Raw genomic sequence first — 16,617 nt, 5'->3', positions numbered from 1 at the left:
TTCTCCCGCCTTATTTCTGCTGTAAATTCACCTGCCACAGCGCAAAGCCAATCGCATCTGTCCCCTTGGGCTGAAGCGGATATTGTGCATGCTGCTGAATAAAGCCGGTCGCCTTATCACCCGGTGCCGTTTCAAACTGAATATCGAGTGGGGTGGATGAGATAATCGGTGCCAGACGCCAGTTATTGTCCGCCTTCGGCTGCACTTCACCGTGTGCTTTGGTTTCTGCGCTGATATAAGCCGCAACCACTGCCCGGTTCTCGTCCGGCGAAGCAAAGGCAATGTACTTATCCCCGGTGCCGGCAAACTTGCCGCCGTAAGCGCGATAGTTATTAGTCGCGACCAGGAAAGTGGCCTGCGGATCGACGGGCTTACCCTGCCAGGTGAGCTGGCGGATACGTGAAGCATCCGGGTGGATCAGCTGACACTCCGCATCGTAGCGCGCAGGCTGGGTCACATCGATCTGGTAATTTACCCCATCAATGACGTCGAAGTTATAGGTGCGGAAATCCCAGTTGATTAGCGACTGCGTTTTGCTGCTGTGCGGATCGATCTGGTTAAACTGGCCCGCCGAACACTCCAGCCACTCTTTGACCTGTGCGCCCGTGACTTTCATCACCACCAGCGTATTGGGATAGAGATAAAGGTCGGCGGCGTTACGGAAGGTCAGCGCGCCTTTCTCCACTTCGGTGTAGCTCGATGGGTCGTTTTTACGTCCGCCCGCTTTAAACGGCGCAGCAGCAGAGAGCACCGGCAGTCGGCCCAGATCCGGATCGCCCTGAATAAAGTGCTCTACGTAGGCGCGCTGAGCATTATTGACGATCTGCACTGTCGGGTCGTCCTGCACCAGCGACAGATAGCTGTACATCACATCGGCGGATTTGCCGATGGGCTTTGCCACAAACTCCCGCGTCGCGCGGTGATCGTCAGCGAGCACTTTCACCAGCGCCGGATCTTCAGCCGCCAGCGATTTCTTCGCGGCGATGTCATAAATCGGCCGCGCCTGCGCTTTGCCGCTGCTTACCTGCCAGTGTCCATCCTGATTGCTCAGCACCAGATCGACCACGCCCAGATGATCGCCCCACATGCCTGGCATCACCGCCGGAATGCCGTTCAGCGTGCCGTTAGCGATGTCCGCACCCTTAATGGCGGCAAATTCCTCACTGGGGAAGACCGCATGTGCATGACCAAACAGGATGGCGTTGATGCCTTCCACCTGGCTGAGATAGTAAACCGAGTTCTCCGCCATCGTGTGATACGGCTCGCTGCTCAGGCCGGAGTGGGGGATAGCGATAATCAGATCGGCACCCTGTGCGCGCATCTCAGGCACATAACGGCGGGCCGTTTCGGTGATGTCGTCGACCCGCACCTTGCCCTGCAGATTTGCTTTATCCCACACCATGATCTGCGGCGGCACAAAGCCGATATAGCCAATTTTCAGAGTCTGCTTTTTGCCCTCGCGATCAACCACCGTGATAGATTTGATGATGTATGGGGTAAACAGCGGCTTGCCGCTCTTCACGTCAATCACGTTGGCATTCACATAGGGAAAGCGGGCGCCTGCCAGCGCTTTTTTCAGGTAGGGCAGGCCATAATTGAATTCATGATTACCGAGGTTGCCAACGCTGTAATCCAGCGTATTGAGCGCCTTATAGACCGGATGAGTCTCGCCCTCACGTAATCCTTTGGCCGCCATATAGTCACCCAGCGGGCTGCCCTGGATGATGTCACCGTTATCGACCAGCAGACTGTTCTTCACCTCCTGGCGCGCGGCGTGAATCAGCGTGGCGGTTCGCACCAGGCCAAACTTCGCGGTTGGGGTGTCTTTGTAATAGTCGAAATCCATCATGTTGCTGTGCAGATCGGTGGTTTCCAGTATCCGCAAATCTACCGTTGCGGCCTGGGTGGCGACGGAAACGCTCAGGGCCAGTAACATCATTCCGGGCTTAAACATGCTTGCTCCTGCTGCAAATTAGATTAAGGTTCTCAAAATAATGTAAAAGCATGACAGATAGTCATTTTAAATCGTGATGGATATAACGTTTTGACGCATCAGCCAGCGGCGGATTCTTATACGACGGAGGCGCAGCAGCGCAGGCGTGGCGATTGTCGGATAACTATGATATTGATATATCTATGAATTGATGGGTCAGCCTGCCTGAACATGAGCACCGCAAGCTGAACTGCTAAAATGTCACTAGCTGGGGTGAACCTATCCCGCAGCAGACAGACGCAACGAGGTGAAAAATGTTAGAGCAAATCTGCCAACTGGCACGCGAAGCGGGCGACGCGATTATGCAGGTCTATAACGGTGCCGCGCCGCTTGACGTTTCTCACAAATCGGACGATTCACCGGTGACCGCTGCGGATATCGCGGCGCACAACGTTATCATGAAGGGCCTGAAGCAGTTATCGCCTGAGATCCCGGTGCTGTCAGAAGAAGATCCCCCAGCCTGGGAGGTGCGTCAGCACTGGCAGCGTTACTGGCTGGTCGATCCGCTGGATGGCACCAAAGAGTTCATCAAACGCAACGGCGAATTTACCGTCAATATTGCACTAATCGAAGCGGGCAAGCCGGTGATGGGCGTGGTTTATGCACCGGTGCTGGGCGTAATGTACTCTGCAGCAGACGGTAAAGCGTGGAAAGAGGAGGGCGGCCAGCGTGAACAGATTCATGCCCGTGACGCGCGTCCTCCGCTGGTAGTGGTAAGCCGCTCACATGGCGATGACGCCGAGATGAAAGAGTACCTGAAACAGCTGGGTGAACATCAGACCGTCGCCACCGGCTCTTCTCTGAAATTCTGCCTGGTGGCGGAAGGGAAAGCCCAGCTCTATCCCCGTTTTGGGCCAACCAACATCTGGGATACCGGCGCGGGTCATGCCGTGGCGATGGCCGCTGGCGCCCATGTACATGACTGGCAGGGTAAAACCCTGGACTACGCGCCGCGCGAATCCTTCCTTAATCCTGGCTTCCGCGTCTCCCTGTTTTAATGCTGTCTGAATTTGCAGGCTGATGAAATCCCAGCGGTCGCTCTGTGACCGCCGGGATTTCAGCGGTTACTCTTTCAGCAGTGAGGCCAGCAGCGCCATCACCTTTGTTACTTCATCCTGCGTCAGCGATCCATCCTTCACAAAACTCACTTTGCCCTGTTTATCCAGTACCACAATAGCGGAACCGCCCGACTGTAGCTGCCAGGCATGCTGGACATTACCCTTGCTGTCGATGACAAACTGCGACCATGGATATTGCTGCTTGTTGGTCTCGACGCTGCTGCGCACAAACATGCCGGTGCCGGGAATGGCGTCATCGGTATTCACGATAGTGGTGGTCTGATAGCGATCGTGTGGCAGCTTCGCGGCTTTGATCGCCTCTATCAGTGCCGCATTCATCTCTTTAGCGGAAGAGCGACCAGCAATATGCTGGACCACACGAACTTTTCCACTGAGCTGCGCGCTATTCCAGTTTTTGTAGCTAAACTTCTCCTGCTGTAATAACAGTTCGCCTTTATCGTTGACGCCAATGGCGGGGACTCGTGATCCCAGCCTGAGGTCATGGGCCATCACGCTTGCTGGTATCAGCAAAGACAACGCCACCGCGGTCAGAATGTTTCGCATTGCTATTTCCTTAAGTGATCGGACCAGTCAGTCATTTTACTGCAATAGTAAGCAGGGATGATGCGCCTGTCATGGAAAGGTGTCAGGTTTGTTATGGACACCACAATTCCTTAACCAATGAAGGTTTATACTGTCTTGTATGACCCTGATAACAGAGTGTTCTGTAATGATGTGTCAATTCAGTAAAAAAATTCACTTTTCGGAACACCAGTCGATTTTAGTGTTCTATAGTTATCGCGAATTCGCGCTTCATGGGCTGGAACCAAATTTGGAAACGGCGAAGCGTGCTTTAAAAATGTACAGGAGTTAGTCAGTATGAAGATCTTCCAGCGCTATAATCCGCTACAAATAGCGAAATATGTAAAAACGCTGTTCAAAGGAAGGTTGTATATCAAGGACGTAGGCGCGTTCGAGTTTGATAAAGGGAAAGTCTTAATCCCGCGCGTCAAAGACAAACAGCATCTGAGCGTGATGTCAGAAATTAACCGCCAGGTCGTTCGTCTCAAGCTTGAGTTCAACTAATATCAAGGGCGCCAATGGCGCCCTTAGTGTCTGCCCGTCAGACTATTTTATTCGACAATCTGAACCTGGCCCTCGGTCATTCTACTCTTCTTCGCTTTTCGTCATGCTCAGCACCGGCGGTCGTTCGTCGATGCGGGTAACCAGCAGCTGGTCGATGCGATAGCTATCAATATCCACCACCTCGAATTTGTAACCAGCAAACTTCACAAAATCAGTACGCTTCGGAATCTTACGTAGCATATACATCATAAAGCCGCCGATGGTTTCGTAGTTGCCTGACTGCGGGAAATCATCAATGTCCAGCACGCGCATCACGTCATCAATCGGCGTACCGCCCTCAACCAGCCATGAGTTTTCATCGCGCGCCACAATCTGCTCTTCCATGCCCTGGCCTACCAGGTCGCCCATCAGCGTGGTCATCACATCATTCAGAGTAATGATGCCCACGACCAGCGCATACTCGTTCATGATCACTGCGAAATCTTCACCAGCGGTTTTAAAACTTTCCAGCGCTTCGGAGAGGGTCAGCGTGTCCGGCACAATCAGCGCAGAGCGAATCTGCAGGCCACTGTTCAGCGCCATACTCTGATTGCCCAGCACACGCAGCAGCAGTTCTTTAGAGTCGACATAACCGACGATATGATCGATATCACCGCTGCAGACAAGAAACTTAGAATGCGGATGTTCAGCGATTTTGGTCTTGAGGCTGGTCTCATCTTCATGCAGATCAAACCAGACGATATTCTCACGTGAGGTCATGGAAGAGGGAACGGTACGCGATTCCAGCTCAAACACGTTTTCAATCAGCTCATGCTCCTGCTTACGCAGCACGCCCGCCAGCGCACCCGCTTCAACGACGGCATAGATGTCATCAGAGGTGATGTCATCTTTACGCACCATCGGCAGTTTGAAAATACGGAAGAAGACGTTGGCCAGGCCGTTAAACAGAAAGACCAGCGGACGCATCACCAGCAGGCAGAAACGCATTGGGTTGATGATGCGCAGCGCGATGGTTTCCGGTGCGACCATGCCAACCCGCTTCGGCGTTAAGTCAGCGAACAGGATAAAGAGGCTGGTGACGATGGTGAAGGAGCAGATAAAGCTGAGCTGCTCTGCCAGTTCCGGCGAGACAAAACGGTTAAACAGGCCGCTGAAAACCGGTGAAAAGGCGGCGTCGCCGACAATACCGCCCAGGATGGCGACGGCGTTAAGGCCAATCTGCACCACGGTGAAGAACATGCCCGGCGTTTCCTGCATTTTAAGGACACGCTGCGCATTAACATTGCCTTCATCGGCGAGCAGTTTCATTTTGATTTTACGGGCGGCCGCCAGCGATATCTCTGACAGAGAAAAAAAGGCACTGATTACGATCAGCAACAGAATGACAAGTAAGCTATCTAACATATGAGATCCAAAGGGTTATCCACTTGTCATTTTTGGCCTGGGCAGCGTGGGTAAGCGCAAACAGAGTTGGTTTATCCGTGAATCACAGCTATCCGTGCCAAAAATGTCTGCGCCTGTTCGACAGGAAAAAGATGTCGGGGCAGAAATGAAAACAGGCGGAATGCCTGTGGTGGCAGATTATAGCAGGAGCGCTCATTGTGCCGCCAGAGGGCAAACCGCCGCATCACACCGCATCTGCGTCCAGAGCGGCCGGTTATTGACTCGGATTTATCTGAGTGAGTCATCCGGATTTGATCATTCCCCCCCTCAGGAGTTGTATCGCGATACCCATTTACCGACAATACCCTGTTATTTGACTTAGATGTCAGCGTTGCGTCGCCGTTTACCATAAAGTGCGGCTATGATGAGGGTGTTGCCGTTGCGGTAGTGCGGGCAAAGATGATTAATAAGTGCCCCGCGGAAAAGGGGCCGGCATGATTAACAGGAGTACAGGTGCCACGATTTTATGTTTATTGCATGGCTGGCCTGCTGCTTGCCGCGCCCGCCCTTGAGGCGGCGACAGTGCGATTACAGGTAGACGGCTTAACCGGGGATCTTCAGAGAAATGTCAGGGCGCGCCTGTCGACCATCGGCAGTGATGAGGTCTCTAACGATGGTCGTTTTCGCGCGCGTGTCTCTGTTGCAATAAAAGAGGGGCTGCGCGCACTCGGCTATTATGAGCCCACCATCGATTTTGAATCCCGCCCCGCGCCTGCGCAGGGTGGACGTCCGGTTTTAGTGGCCCATGTCACCCCAGGCGAACCGGTAAAAATCGGCGGCAGCACTATCGTGGTCGAAGGCGATGCGCGGAACGACGCCGATTATAAAGCCTGGGTGAAGCAGGGACGGCCCAAAGTGGGCACGCAGCTTAACCACGGCCAGTATGACCGATTCAAAAGCGGTTTCTCGAATCTTGCGCTGCGTAACGGCTATTTCGACGGCACCTTTAAAAAAAGCCAGCTCGGCGTCTCGGTAGAGCGGCGTGAAGCCTTCTGGGATATTGACTACGACAGCGGCGAGCGCTATCGCTTTGGCGACGTCACGTTCCAGGGTTCGCAGATTCGCGAAGAGTATCTGCAGAACCTGGTGCCGTTCAAAGAGGGGGATTACTACAGCTCCCGCGATTTAGCCGAACTGAATCGGCGTCTCTCCGCCACTGGCTGGTTTAATTCGGTGGTGGTCGCGCCGGAATTCAGCAAGGGACGCCAGACCAAAGTCCTGCCGCTGAATGCCGTGATGTCGCCCCGCACCGAAAATACCATTGAAACCGGTGTCGGCTACTCCACAGATGTCGGTCCGCGCCTGAAAGGCACCTGGAAAAAACCGTGGATCAACGACAGCGGCCACAGCCTGGCGGCCAGCGCCTACGTTTCTGCGCCGGAACAGCAGGTCGATCTCAGCTACAAAGTGCCGCTGCTGAAAAGCCCGCTGGAGCAGTACTACACCTTCTCTGGTGGCCTGAAGCGCACCGACCTCAACGACACTAAAGCCGATACCACGACGCTGGCGATGTCGCGCAACTGGGACAGCAGCAGCGGCTGGCAGAAGGCCGTTAACCTGCGCTGGAGCCTGGACCACTTTACGCAGGGCAGCGTGACCAACACCACGATGCTGCTCTATCCCGGCGTCAGCGTAAACCGCACCCGTTCGCGTGGCGGTCTGATGCCGACGTGGGGCGATTCACAGCGCTACTCGGTGGACGTCTCTGATACGACCTGGGGTTCAGACGTTGACTTCCTGATCCTGCAGGCGCAAAACGTCTGGATCCGCACGCTGGGCGACAGCCATCGCTTTGTGGCGCGCGGCAATCTTGGCTGGATCGAAACCAACGACTTTGACAAAGTGCCGCCGGATCTGCGCTTTTTTGCCGGGGGCGACCGCAGTATTCGCGGCTACAAATACAAAAACATTTCACCGCGTGACGACGACGGCAAACTCACTGGTGCATCCAAACTCGCCACCGGATCGCTGGAATATCAGTACAACGTCACCGGAAAATGGTGGGGCGCGGTGTTCGTTGACTCGGGTGAAGCCGTTAACGACATCAAACAGAGCAATATCAAAACCGGTGCGGGCGTCGGCGTGCGCTGGTCTTCGCCGGTTGGCCCCATCAAATTTGATATCGCCAGACCCATCGGGGATGACGAGGCACATGGATTACAATTTTACGTAGGGCTGGGGCCAGAACTATGAAGCTGTGGAAAAAGGTCCTGATCGGTATTCTGATCTTTCTGGTACTGCTGTTGGGCGGCGTGGCATTTTTAATCGGTACCACGCCGGGGCTGCATTTAGTGCTGAAGGGGGCATCGCGTTGGGTGCCCGGCCTGTCCATCAGACAGGTCGACGGCGGCTGGCGTAACCTGACGCTCAACGGTCTGCGCTACGAAATGCCAGGCGTCAGCGTCGATGCCGGGCAAATCCATCTGGCGGTGGATCTCAACTGCCTGCTGCACTCCTCTGTGTGCGTTAACGATGTCTCCCTGCGTGATATCAGCGTGGTCGTCGACAGCAAGAAGATGACACCTGCTGCGCCAGCGCCGGAAGAAGAGAGTGGCAACACCAACCTCAGTACGCCGTACCCGATTACGTTGCGTCACCTTGGCCTGCACAACATCAATGTCAAAGTGGATGACACGGCGATCTCGCTGCTCGACTTCACTACCGGCCTGCAATGGCAGGATCGCGCGCTGACACTGAATCCGACCCATATTCAAAGCCTGCTGATTGCGCTGCCGAAAGCGGCGAAAGTCGTGAATGACGAGGTGGTGGAGCCGAAGGTTCAGCAGCCTCATCCTGCGGAGAAACCGCTGGGTGAAACGCTGCAGGCGATGTTTGCCCAACCGCTGCTGCCTGCGCTGCCCGATTTCCGTCTGCCGCTGGATATTGAGGTGCAGCAGATTCTGGGTGAACAGCTGCGCATTACCGGCGACACCGATATCTCCGTCAGCCGGTTACTGCTGAAGGCCAAAACCACCGATCGTCAGATGCAACTGACCAAGCTGGAAGTGGACTCGAATCTTGGCAACCTCAACGGCAGCGGACAGGCGACGCTGGCGGATAACTGGCCGGTCGATTTCATCCTGAACGGCACGGTTAACACCGACCCGATCAAAGGCGAAAAGCTGGCGCTGAAACTGAATGGTGCAATGCGCGACGAGCTGAAGCTGGGACTGAATCTTTCCGGTCCGGTGAAAGCACAACTGGACGCCACGACGCAGCTGGCGGTAGCAGGCCTGCCGCTGTCACTGCAGTTAACCAGCCCGCAGTTACGCTGGCCGTTAACCGGCCCGGTTCAGTATCAGGCGGATGACCTGAACTATCAGTTTAAAGGCAAAGCCACCGACTATGTGATGTCACTGCAGACCGCCGTGAAGGGCGAGTCGGTACCACCAGCCAATATCTCGCTGACGGGTAAAGGCAATGTTGAGCAGTTCAGCCTGGATCGCCTGCGCGTGGCTGCATTGCAGGGCAATATTGACCTCACCGCGCTGCTGGACTGGAGCAAGGCGATCAGCTGGCGCAGTGAGCTGACGCTGGCCGGGATCAACACCGCAAAACAGTATCCTGACTGGCCAGCGCGGCTGGATGGAAAAATCACCACCCGAGGCAGTCTCTATGGCGGCAGCTGGCAGCTGAGTGTGCCGCAGCTTCAGCTGAAAGGAAACGTGAAGCAGAACGCCGTGACCGCTGACGGCTCGCTGACCGGTAACAGCTACAACCAGTGGACGGTGCCGGGCATTAAGCTGGCGCTGGGACGCAACCATCTGGACGTCAAAGGGGCGCTGGGCGACAGTCTGGATCTTGATGCCAGCATCGACGCGCCACAGCTCGACAATGCGCTGCCCGGTCTGGGTGGTGTCGTCAATGGCACCCTCAAAGCGCGTGGCACCCTGAAAGCCCCGCAGCTGCTGGCCGATCTCAATGCCCGTGGTCTGCGCTGGCAGCAGATGCAGATTAATCGCGTTACGCTGAATGGCGACGTGCGCTCCGGCGAACAGGTGGCGGGTAAACTGCAACTGCGCGTCGAGCAACTGAAGCAGGATGCGCTGAACATCAGCCTGCTGACGCTGAATGCGGACGGCAACGAGCATCAGCATCAGCTGAAGCTGAATGTGCAGGGCAAACCTGTCTCTGGCCAGCTGGCGCTGAATGGCAGCTTCGATCGCCAGACCGAACGCTGGAGAGGCTCGCTGAACGATACCCATTTTGATACGCCTGTCGGCGAGTGGCGTCTGACCCGTGCGATGGCCATCGACTATCTCAACAGCCGCCAGACGGCGACCATCGGGCCGCACTGCTGGCAGAACCCCAATGCACAGATTTGTGTACCAGAGCCGGTAGAAGCCGGACCGGCAGGCAAGGCGCATGTCGTGCTGAATCGCTTTGACCTGGCGATGGTGAAGCCGTTTATGCCGGATGCGACCCAGCTCAGCGGCCTGTTCAGCGGTGATGTGCGCGTCAACTGGACGGCCGACGGCGCGCTGCCGACCGGCACAGTGGCGCTTAAAGGCAACGGCGTGAAAGTGGTGCAGGATGTGCAGGGCAATAACCTGCCGATCGCCTTTGATACGCTGAACCTTAATGCCGCACTGCGTAACGGACGCGCCCAGCTCGACTGGCTGATCCGCATCGCCAATAACGGGCAGCTGGATGGCAATGTGCAGATCGACGATCCGCAAAACCGCCGCACGCTGGGCGGTAACGTTAACATCCGCAATGTCTCGCTGGCGATGATCAATCCGGCGCTGATGCAGGGCGAGAAGATCAAAGGCAGCCTGAACAGCAGCCTGCGTCTGGGTGGCAGCATCCAGCAGCCACAGGTGTTTGGTCAGCTTGGCCTGACGGGAGTCGATGTGGATGGCAACTTTATGCCGGTCGATCTCACTGCTGCTAACGTGAATCTGGTGTTTAACGGCATGAGCTCAACCCTGAATGGGCTGGTGCAGACCGGGCAGGGCAACATCAACCTTAGCGGTAACGCGGACTGGAGCCAGCTTGATAACTGGCGTGCGCGCATTGCGGCGCAGGGCAGCCGGGTTCGCGTGACCGTGCCGCCAATGGTGCGCATGGATGTCTCGCCGGATCTGGTGTTTGAAGCGACGCCAGCCGCCTTTAACCTTGATGGACGGGTCGACATTCCGTGGGCGCGCATCACGGTGCAGGAAGTGCCGGAAAGCGCCACCGGCGTCTCGTCGGATGAAGTGATGCTGGATGAACAGCTGAAGCCAATTGCACCGCAAACCGCCGCGATCCCGATTAACAGTAATCTGGTGATCCACGTCGGTAACGATGTGCGGCTCTCGGCATTTGGCCTGAAAGCAAAACTGAATGGCGATCTTAAACTGGTACAGGATAGGACAGGACTTGGTCTGAATGGCCAGATCAACATTCCGTCCGGTCGCTTCCACGCTTATGGTCAGGATCTGATCGTCCGTAAAGGCGAGCTGCAGTTTGCCGGTCCGCCGGATCAGCCTTACGTCAATCTGGAAGCCATCCGTAACCCGGATGCGACTGAAGATGGCGTCACCGCTGGTCTGCGCGTCACCGGCCTTGCCGATGAGCCGAAAGCGGAAGTCTTCTCCGATCCGGCGATGTCGCAGCAGGAAGCGCTTTCCTACCTGCTGCGCGGTCAGGGACTGGGCAGTGACGGCGACAGTAACGCCCTTACTTCAGCCCTTGTTGGCTTAGGGGTTGCACAAAGTGGGCAGGTTGTGGGTAAAATCGGGGAGACATTCGGTGTCAGTAATCTGGCCGTTGATACTGCGGGTGTTGGCGACAGCCAGCAGGTGCAGGTCAGTGGCTATGTACTACCGGGTCTGCAGGTAAAATACGGTGTTGGCATATTTGATTCACTGGCGACGTTAACCTTGCGTTACCGCCTGATGCCTAAGCTCTATCTGGAAGCCGTATCCGGTGTGGATCAGGCTCTCGATTTGCTCTATCAGTTTGAGTTTTAGCAATGCGAATAATTGTCTACGGCAGTTTACGGCGCAAACAGGGAAACAGTCACTGGATGACGAATGCGCAGTGGCTGGGTGATCACCAGATTGAAGGCTTTGAGCTTTACAGTCTGGGGCATTATCCCGGCGTCATAGAGGGCAATGGAGCGGTACAGTGTGAAGTGTACCGCATTGATGCCTCAACCCTTGCGGAGCTGGATGCGCTTCGCACCAAAGGGGGAGAGTACAAACGTTATCTGACTCAGACGCCGTTTGGCAGTGCATGGCTTTATGTCTATCAACGCTCAGTGGCAGGACGCCAGCGCATTATGAGTGGTGACTGGCTGAAGCGCGATGCGGAGCCAGAGGCCTGAACAAAAACACCGTCCATCTGGACGGTGTTTTTTTTTCGACTTACAAACCGGCAGCAGAATTACTTCTTCTGTGCGCGCTCGTAAGAGGAGATGATTTCGGCTTTAGCGGCTTCGGCGTTATCCCAGCCATCCACTTTCACCCATTTGCCTTTTTCCAGATCTTTGTAGTGCTCAAAGAAGTGGGTGATCTGTGCACGCAGCAGTTCTGGCAGGTCGTTCACATCTTTAATGTGATCGTACTCTTTAGAAAGCTTGGTGTGCGGAACGGCAACCAGTTTGGCATCTTCGCCAGACTCGTCAGTCATTTTCAGCACACCAACCGGACGGCAGCGGATCACTGAGCCTGGGACCAGTGGATACGGGGTCGGAACCAGTACGTCAACCGGATCGCCATCCAGAGAAAGAGTGTGGTTGATGTAGCCGTAGTTGCACGGATAGAACATGGCGGTAGACATGAAACGGTCTACAAACAGGGCACCAGACTCTTTATCAACTTCATATTTGATCGGATCAGCATTCGCTGGGATCTCAATGACAACGTAGATATCTTCTGGCAGGTCTTTACCTGCTGGCACCTGGTTCAAACTCATCTGGCATTCCTTCAGTAGTCGTATGTTGAGTGTCGGCTATTATAGCCAACTGACTCTGAAAGTATGCCCTCTTTTTGGCGTTTCGGAATGCGCCCTAACGCTACTTAGCCGCCACAAACAGCGAAACAATGCCTGCGGCAATCAGTGGTCCTACCGGCACACCGCGGAAGAAGGCTACGCCAATCACCGTACCAATCAGCAGCCCCCCGATGACCGACGGCTGCACGCTCATAAAGTTCACACCACGACCGCCCAGCCAGGCGACAAAAATCCCCACCACAATCGCCACAATCGACTTCCAGTTGGCAAACGATTTGAGCAGTGCGGAGGCGGGCAGTGAGCCGCTGGCCAGCGGCGCCATCACTGCGACGGTCAGAATAATGATCCCTAAGGTAATACCCTGTTTTTCTACATAGGGGAAAAACTGCGCCAGCGGGGTAATTTTAATCGCCAGCAGCACCAGAATGGAGATAGTAACCGCGTTGTTGTGAACGAAATAGCTCAGTACAGCAAGGGCAATCAGAATCAATGTCGAGGCGTAAGCAGCCATGGTTTCTCCCTGAAGGTTAACAGCGCACTGACGTCAGCCAGCGCAAAAGCGGGTTATGGGTCAGCAGTCATCGGGGTTGGCACAACTGCCTTTACCGAGGGACTGCAACATCAATGCCTGATTGCGTACCAGGCTCAGGCCCTGGGCACTCAGCGCTACGCTGCCCAGCGTTCCCTGCGTCGCCAGCTGACTGCGGCTCGCCTCAAGCCAGCTGTCGCGATAGCTCAGCCAGGCGCGCTGCGCGGCACGCAGTTTGTTTTTAGGTTCACCGGAGAGGGTTTTCATCAGTGTGTTGTACTGCTGATTCATCTGCTTATCCCAGATCGTTGTGGCCGCAGCATAGCACTGGTTCATCTCAAGGGTCGCAGAGGCGTCATTGAGGCAGCGATCCAGTGCGGCGTCTGAAGGCAAATCCTTCGCCATCGTCGGCGTACTGACGAACAGCAGCATCAGAAGTAATCCCGATTTCATTCTTTTCTCCGGATAGCGGGTAGGCGGCGATCAGATTGAGCGATGTTTCCGTGATGATCAAGTTGTTAACTCTAATCAGGGTTAAAGTTTCGGAGCGTTACTGCCGATACCTCTTCCGTTTTAGGGCCGCTGGAAATTTCGCCTTTTCTCTTACACGGAAATCATCAGGATGAAACAGATATCACTTCGCACGGGGTTGCTGGCATTGCTGGCATTTATGACACTGCTGCTGTTGGCGGTGAGTTTTATGGGTATCGTGGCAATTAATAAAGGGAATCGCTCGCTGGATGTGATCAACCGCATTCAGGGGATCGAGCTGAACAGTCTTTACCAGAGTAATTCAGATCTGATGCGGGCCCGCGCGAATGCGGCGCTGGCGGTACGTAAAATTGAAATTGGTATGCTGGAAGAGGGCGCGGCAGTCACAAAACTGTCGCAGGCAGATGTGGTGTCATCACAGCAAAACCTGAAGCGCTTTGTGGATGCCGGAACGGTGACGGCGCACGGGAAAATGCTGGCGGACGCGATTTCAGCCAGTTACAAAGCCTATCTTGACCAGGGCATCAAACCGATGATGGACGCGCTGGACAAGCAATACACTGACGAATATTACCAGCTGCTGGAAGGCAACCTGGCGACGCTGGCGGCAAGCTACAACAAAGCTGTCACAGACTTCAGCCAGTTCGCCGGACAGGTCACCGAAGCCCAGCTCGCACAGGCGGCCTACAACGAAACCAAAATGAAAATCCTGATCGCTGTGGCAGGCGTATTAACGCTGCTGCTGCTGGTGCTCGCCTGGCAACTGCTGCGCCGGATGCTGCTGCAGCCGCTTAATCTGGCAATTGTCCATCTTGAGCAGATTGCGGCAGGCGACCTGTCACAGGCGCTGCCACCGTCCAGCAATAATGAACTGGGGCGGCTCAATCATGCACTGAGCGGGATGCAGCAGTCACTTCGCACCTCGGTGAGTCAGGTGCGTGAAGCGAGTATGCAGATCGACATCGGCAGCCGTGAACTGGCGGCGGGTAACGTCAATCTGTCGCAGCGCACCGAAGAGTCTGCCGCTTCGCTGGAGCAGACTGCAGCCAGCATGGAGCAGCTCACGGCAACCGTGCGCCTTAACGCCACGAATGCTCAGCAGGCGAATCAGCTGGCTAGCGCGGTCTCCGAGACTGCCGATCGCGGCGCTGAGGTGGTCAGTTACGTGATGGAAAAAATGAATGAGATCACCGACAGCGCCAATCGCATCGGCGACATTCTCAGCGTGATTGACGGTATCGCCTTCCAGACCAACATTCTGGCGCTCAACGCTGCCGTAGAAGCGGCGCGAGCAGGCGAGCAGGGCCGTGGCTTTGCGGTTGTCGCAAATGAAGTGCGCACGCTGGCACAGCGCAGTGCTAATGCGGCTAAAGAGATCCGTACGCTGATTAGCGATTCACAGTCGCGGGTCAAAGAGGGCAGCGAGATGGCGACGCGCGCCGGGGAAACCATGGATGAGATTTCTGGCGAAGTGATGCGCGTAACGGCACTGATGAAAGAGATCTCGATGGCCTCCGACGAGCAGAGCCGTGGCATTGAGCAGGTCAATCTGGCGGTCACTCAGATGGATGCAACAGCGCAGCAGAACGCCGCGCTGGTCGAGCAGGCCACTGCCGCGACCCAGTCGCTGGAAGCGCAGTCCAGTCAGCTTCAGGCAACGATGGCGCAATTTAGGTTGCAGACGGCGTAAAAGCAAAAAGGGCGCGAAATCGCGCCTTCAGACAGCTCATTAATACATATCAGGGCGAACCTGACCGCAACGGATAAGCTCAGGGCGCAGGGAATATGGTCAGAGGAGGAAAGCGTCCCGCGCCAGGACAAAAACGCCGGGAGCGTTTTTGAACAACGCAAAGCGTTGGCCCGTTTACGGGCGCACCTCAGGGATGAGGTGCGTAATCGAGCGTACCATGGATGACGGCTTTTGCGTCTTTCCGATCTGACCGTGTTTCCTGCGCAACGCCCGTATTAAAGCGGTTCGAATCCGTGCATTATCAAAAAAAGCAGGGCGCGATAAACGCGGCCTGCTTTTTTATATGGCTTTTATACTACGACCAGATTAACCCTGACGGCAATCCGGGAACTCGGCCAGGAAACGCTCAACGTCGTTTACCATTGCCTCATTACCGCAGTAGAACGGGCAGCGCTGATGCAGCGTGACCGGTGGAATATCCAGAATACGCTTCTGACCGTCGCTGGCTTTACCGCCCGCCTGCTCGGCCAGGAAGGCCATCGGATTGCACTCATACAGCAGGCGCAGCTTGCCCTGTGGGTGACTGGCGGTGCTTGGGTAGAGGTAGATCCCGCCTTTCAGCAGGTTACGATGGAAATCCGCAACCAGCGATCCGATGTAACGTGAGGTATAAGGACGGTGCGTTGGCAGATCCTCTTCCTGACAGAACTTCAGATATTTCTTCACACCCTGCGGGAAACGAATGTAGTTACCTTCGTTAATTGAGTAGGTGTAACCGGTTGGTGGATAGGTCATACGTTCGTGGCTGAGGCAGAACACACCCAGTGACGGATCGTAAGTAAACGCATGCACGCCTGCACCGGTGGTGTAAACCATCATGGTGGATGAGCCGTAGACCACGTAACCGGCAGCAACCTGCTTGTTGCCTGGCTGCATGAAGTCCGCTTCAACCACTGGCGTACCCGGCTCGCTGACGCGATGATAAATAGAGAAAATGGTGCCGACGGAAACGTTAACGTCGATGTTAGAAGAACCATCCAGTGGATCCATTAACACCACGTACTTACCGTTTTCCTCACCTTCAAAGATAACGAACTCGTCTTCTTCCTCAGAAGCGATACCGGCGACGATGCCACGTGCTTTCAGTGCTGCCTTCAGTTTTTCGTTAGCGAACAGATCCAGTTTCATCTGCTGTTCACCCTGAACATTTTCCACACCACTGGCACCGAGAATATCCACTAAACCGGCTTTATTGATGTCGCGGTGGATAATTTTGGCACCCAGCTTGATAGCTGAAATCAGCGCCGTCAGTTCACCTGTGGCGTGCGGAAAGTCGTGCTGCTTCTCGACGATAAATTCGCCCAACGTTTTCATAACACATTCC

The 16,617-nt window shown here is 55.3% G+C and carries 13 protein-coding genes; 6 read left to right on the top strand and 7 right to left on the bottom strand.

The window, feature by feature from the left end; all coding sequences use genetic code 11:
- Positions 1-10: 10 nt before the first annotated feature.
- Positions 11-1,954 carry a bifunctional 2',3'-cyclic-nucleotide 2'-phosphodiesterase/3'-nucleotidase gene (locus AC6I8C_RS16320; protein WP_497823064.1) on the bottom strand — a complete coding sequence of 648 codons (1,944 nt, stop codon included), beginning with the start codon at positions 1,952-1,954 and terminating at the stop codon, positions 11-13.
- Between the two features lie 293 nt (positions 1,955-2,247).
- Here AC6I8C_RS16320 and cysQ point away from each other — a divergent pair, with 293 nt between their 5' ends.
- Positions 2,248-2,991, top strand: a complete 744-nt coding sequence (gene cysQ / locus AC6I8C_RS16315) for a 3'(2'),5'-bisphosphate nucleotidase CysQ (protein WP_150013589.1) — start codon at positions 2,248-2,250, stop codon at positions 2,989-2,991.
- Positions 2,992-3,057: 66 nt separating this feature from the next.
- Here the strand turns inward: cysQ and AC6I8C_RS16310 are convergent, their stop codons facing one another.
- A complete protein-coding gene (locus AC6I8C_RS16310; RefSeq protein ID WP_497823063.1) occupies positions 3,058-3,615 on the bottom strand; it encodes a YtfJ family protein in 558 nt (185 codons plus the stop codon).
- 315 nt (positions 3,616-3,930) lie between these two features.
- Here AC6I8C_RS16310 and AC6I8C_RS16305 point away from each other — a divergent pair, with 315 nt between their 5' ends.
- Positions 3,931-4,137: a DUF1107 domain-containing protein gene (locus AC6I8C_RS16305; protein ID WP_003855513.1), complete on the top strand. Its 207-nt coding sequence runs from the start codon at positions 3,931-3,933 to the stop codon at positions 4,135-4,137.
- A gap of 81 nt (positions 4,138-4,218) precedes the next feature.
- Here the strand turns inward: AC6I8C_RS16305 and paeA are convergent, their stop codons facing one another.
- Complete coding sequence (paeA, locus tag AC6I8C_RS16300; protein ID WP_497823062.1) at positions 4,219-5,541, bottom strand: polyamine export protein PaeA; 1,323 nt, start codon at positions 5,539-5,541, stop codon at positions 4,219-4,221.
- A gap of 516 nt (positions 5,542-6,057) precedes the next feature.
- Between paeA and tamA the strand changes: the two genes are divergently transcribed.
- Genes tamA through AC6I8C_RS16285 form a run of 3 tightly spaced genes read left to right on the top strand, consistent with a single transcriptional unit; the run spans position 6,058 to position 11,893 of the window.
- Positions 6,058-7,773 carry an autotransporter assembly complex protein TamA gene (tamA, locus tag AC6I8C_RS16295; protein ID WP_185948879.1) on the top strand — a complete coding sequence of 572 codons (1,716 nt, stop codon included), beginning with the start codon at positions 6,058-6,060 and terminating at the stop codon, positions 7,771-7,773.
- Positions 7,770-11,537: an autotransporter assembly complex protein TamB gene (tamB, locus tag AC6I8C_RS16290; protein WP_497823061.1), complete on the top strand. Its 3,768-nt coding sequence runs from the start codon at positions 7,770-7,772 to the stop codon at positions 11,535-11,537. Before tamA ends, tamB begins: the two co-directional genes overlap by 4 nt.
- A 2-nt stretch (positions 11,538-11,539) precedes the next feature.
- Positions 11,540-11,893 carry a gamma-glutamylcyclotransferase family protein gene (locus tag AC6I8C_RS16285; protein ID WP_150013581.1) on the top strand — a complete coding sequence of 118 codons (354 nt, stop codon included), beginning with the start codon at positions 11,540-11,542 and terminating at the stop codon, positions 11,891-11,893.
- A 59-nt stretch (positions 11,894-11,952) separates the two neighbouring features.
- On the opposite strand, the gene ppa is transcribed toward AC6I8C_RS16285, so the two are convergent.
- From ppa to AC6I8C_RS16270, 3 genes are all read right to left on the bottom strand, one after another.
- Positions 11,953-12,483, bottom strand: a complete 531-nt coding sequence (gene ppa, locus AC6I8C_RS16280; protein WP_003855519.1) for an inorganic diphosphatase — start codon at positions 12,481-12,483, stop codon at positions 11,953-11,955.
- 100 nt (positions 12,484-12,583) lie between these two features.
- Complete coding sequence (locus AC6I8C_RS16275) at positions 12,584-13,033, bottom strand: DUF441 domain-containing protein (protein ID WP_013359160.1); 450 nt, start codon at positions 13,031-13,033, stop codon at positions 12,584-12,586.
- Positions 13,034-13,093: 60 nt separating this feature from the next.
- The gene (locus AC6I8C_RS16270; RefSeq protein WP_497823060.1) at positions 13,094-13,504 is read right to left on the bottom strand and encodes a lysozyme inhibitor LprI family protein; all 411 of its coding nucleotides are present in this window, start codon (positions 13,502-13,504) and stop codon (positions 13,094-13,096) included.
- A 169-nt stretch (positions 13,505-13,673) separates the two neighbouring features.
- On the opposite strand from AC6I8C_RS16270, the gene AC6I8C_RS16265 reads away from it, so the two are divergent.
- Positions 13,674-15,233, top strand: a complete 1,560-nt coding sequence (locus AC6I8C_RS16265; RefSeq protein WP_497823059.1) for a methyl-accepting chemotaxis protein — start codon at positions 13,674-13,676, stop codon at positions 15,231-15,233.
- Between the two features lie 366 nt (positions 15,234-15,599).
- Here the strand turns inward: AC6I8C_RS16265 and fbp are convergent, their stop codons facing one another.
- The gene (gene fbp, locus AC6I8C_RS16260; protein ID WP_013359157.1) at positions 15,600-16,607 is read right to left on the bottom strand and encodes a class 1 fructose-bisphosphatase; all 1,008 of its coding nucleotides are present in this window, start codon (positions 16,605-16,607) and stop codon (positions 15,600-15,602) included.
- Positions 16,608-16,617 lie beyond the last annotated feature (10 nt).

The sequence above is a fragment of the Pantoea sp. X-Soil-YNGN-844 genome (assembly GCF_059730595.1).
Note: the sequence above shows the minus strand (reverse complement) of the source record. Positions and strands in the feature narration are given on the sequence as shown.

Bases quoted from the DNA above. Each gene is read 5' to 3' on its own strand.
- AC6I8C_RS16320 (WP_497823064.1), bottom strand. From the start codon at position 1,954: ATGTTTAAGCCCGGAATGATGTTACTGGCCCTGAGCGTTTCCGTCGCC.
- cysQ (WP_150013589.1), top strand. From the start codon at position 2,248: ATGTTAGAGCAAATCTGCCAACTGGCACGCGAAGCGGGCGACGCGATT.
- AC6I8C_RS16310 (WP_497823063.1), bottom strand. From the start codon at position 3,615: ATGCGAAACATTCTGACCGCGGTGGCGTTGTCTTTGCTGATACCAGCA.
- AC6I8C_RS16305 (WP_003855513.1), top strand. From the start codon at position 3,931: ATGAAGATCTTCCAGCGCTATAATCCGCTACAAATAGCGAAATATGTA.
- paeA (WP_497823062.1), bottom strand. From the start codon at position 5,541: ATGTTAGATAGCTTACTTGTCATTCTGTTGCTGATCGTAATCAGTGCC.
- tamA (WP_185948879.1), top strand. From the start codon at position 6,058: ATGGCTGGCCTGCTGCTTGCCGCGCCCGCCCTTGAGGCGGCGACAGTG.
- tamB (WP_497823061.1), top strand. From the start codon at position 7,770: ATGAAGCTGTGGAAAAAGGTCCTGATCGGTATTCTGATCTTTCTGGTA.
- AC6I8C_RS16285 (WP_150013581.1), top strand. From the start codon at position 11,540: ATGCGAATAATTGTCTACGGCAGTTTACGGCGCAAACAGGGAAACAGT.
- ppa (WP_003855519.1), bottom strand. From the start codon at position 12,483: ATGAGTTTGAACCAGGTGCCAGCAGGTAAAGACCTGCCAGAAGATATC.
- AC6I8C_RS16275 (WP_013359160.1), bottom strand. From the start codon at position 13,033: ATGGCTGCTTACGCCTCGACATTGATTCTGATTGCCCTTGCTGTACTG.
- AC6I8C_RS16270 (WP_497823060.1), bottom strand. From the start codon at position 13,504: ATGAAATCGGGATTACTTCTGATGCTGCTGTTCGTCAGTACGCCGACG.
- AC6I8C_RS16265 (WP_497823059.1), top strand. From the start codon at position 13,674: ATGAAACAGATATCACTTCGCACGGGGTTGCTGGCATTGCTGGCATTT.
- fbp (WP_013359157.1), bottom strand. From the start codon at position 16,607: ATGAAAACGTTGGGCGAATTTATCGTCGAGAAGCAGCACGACTTTCCG.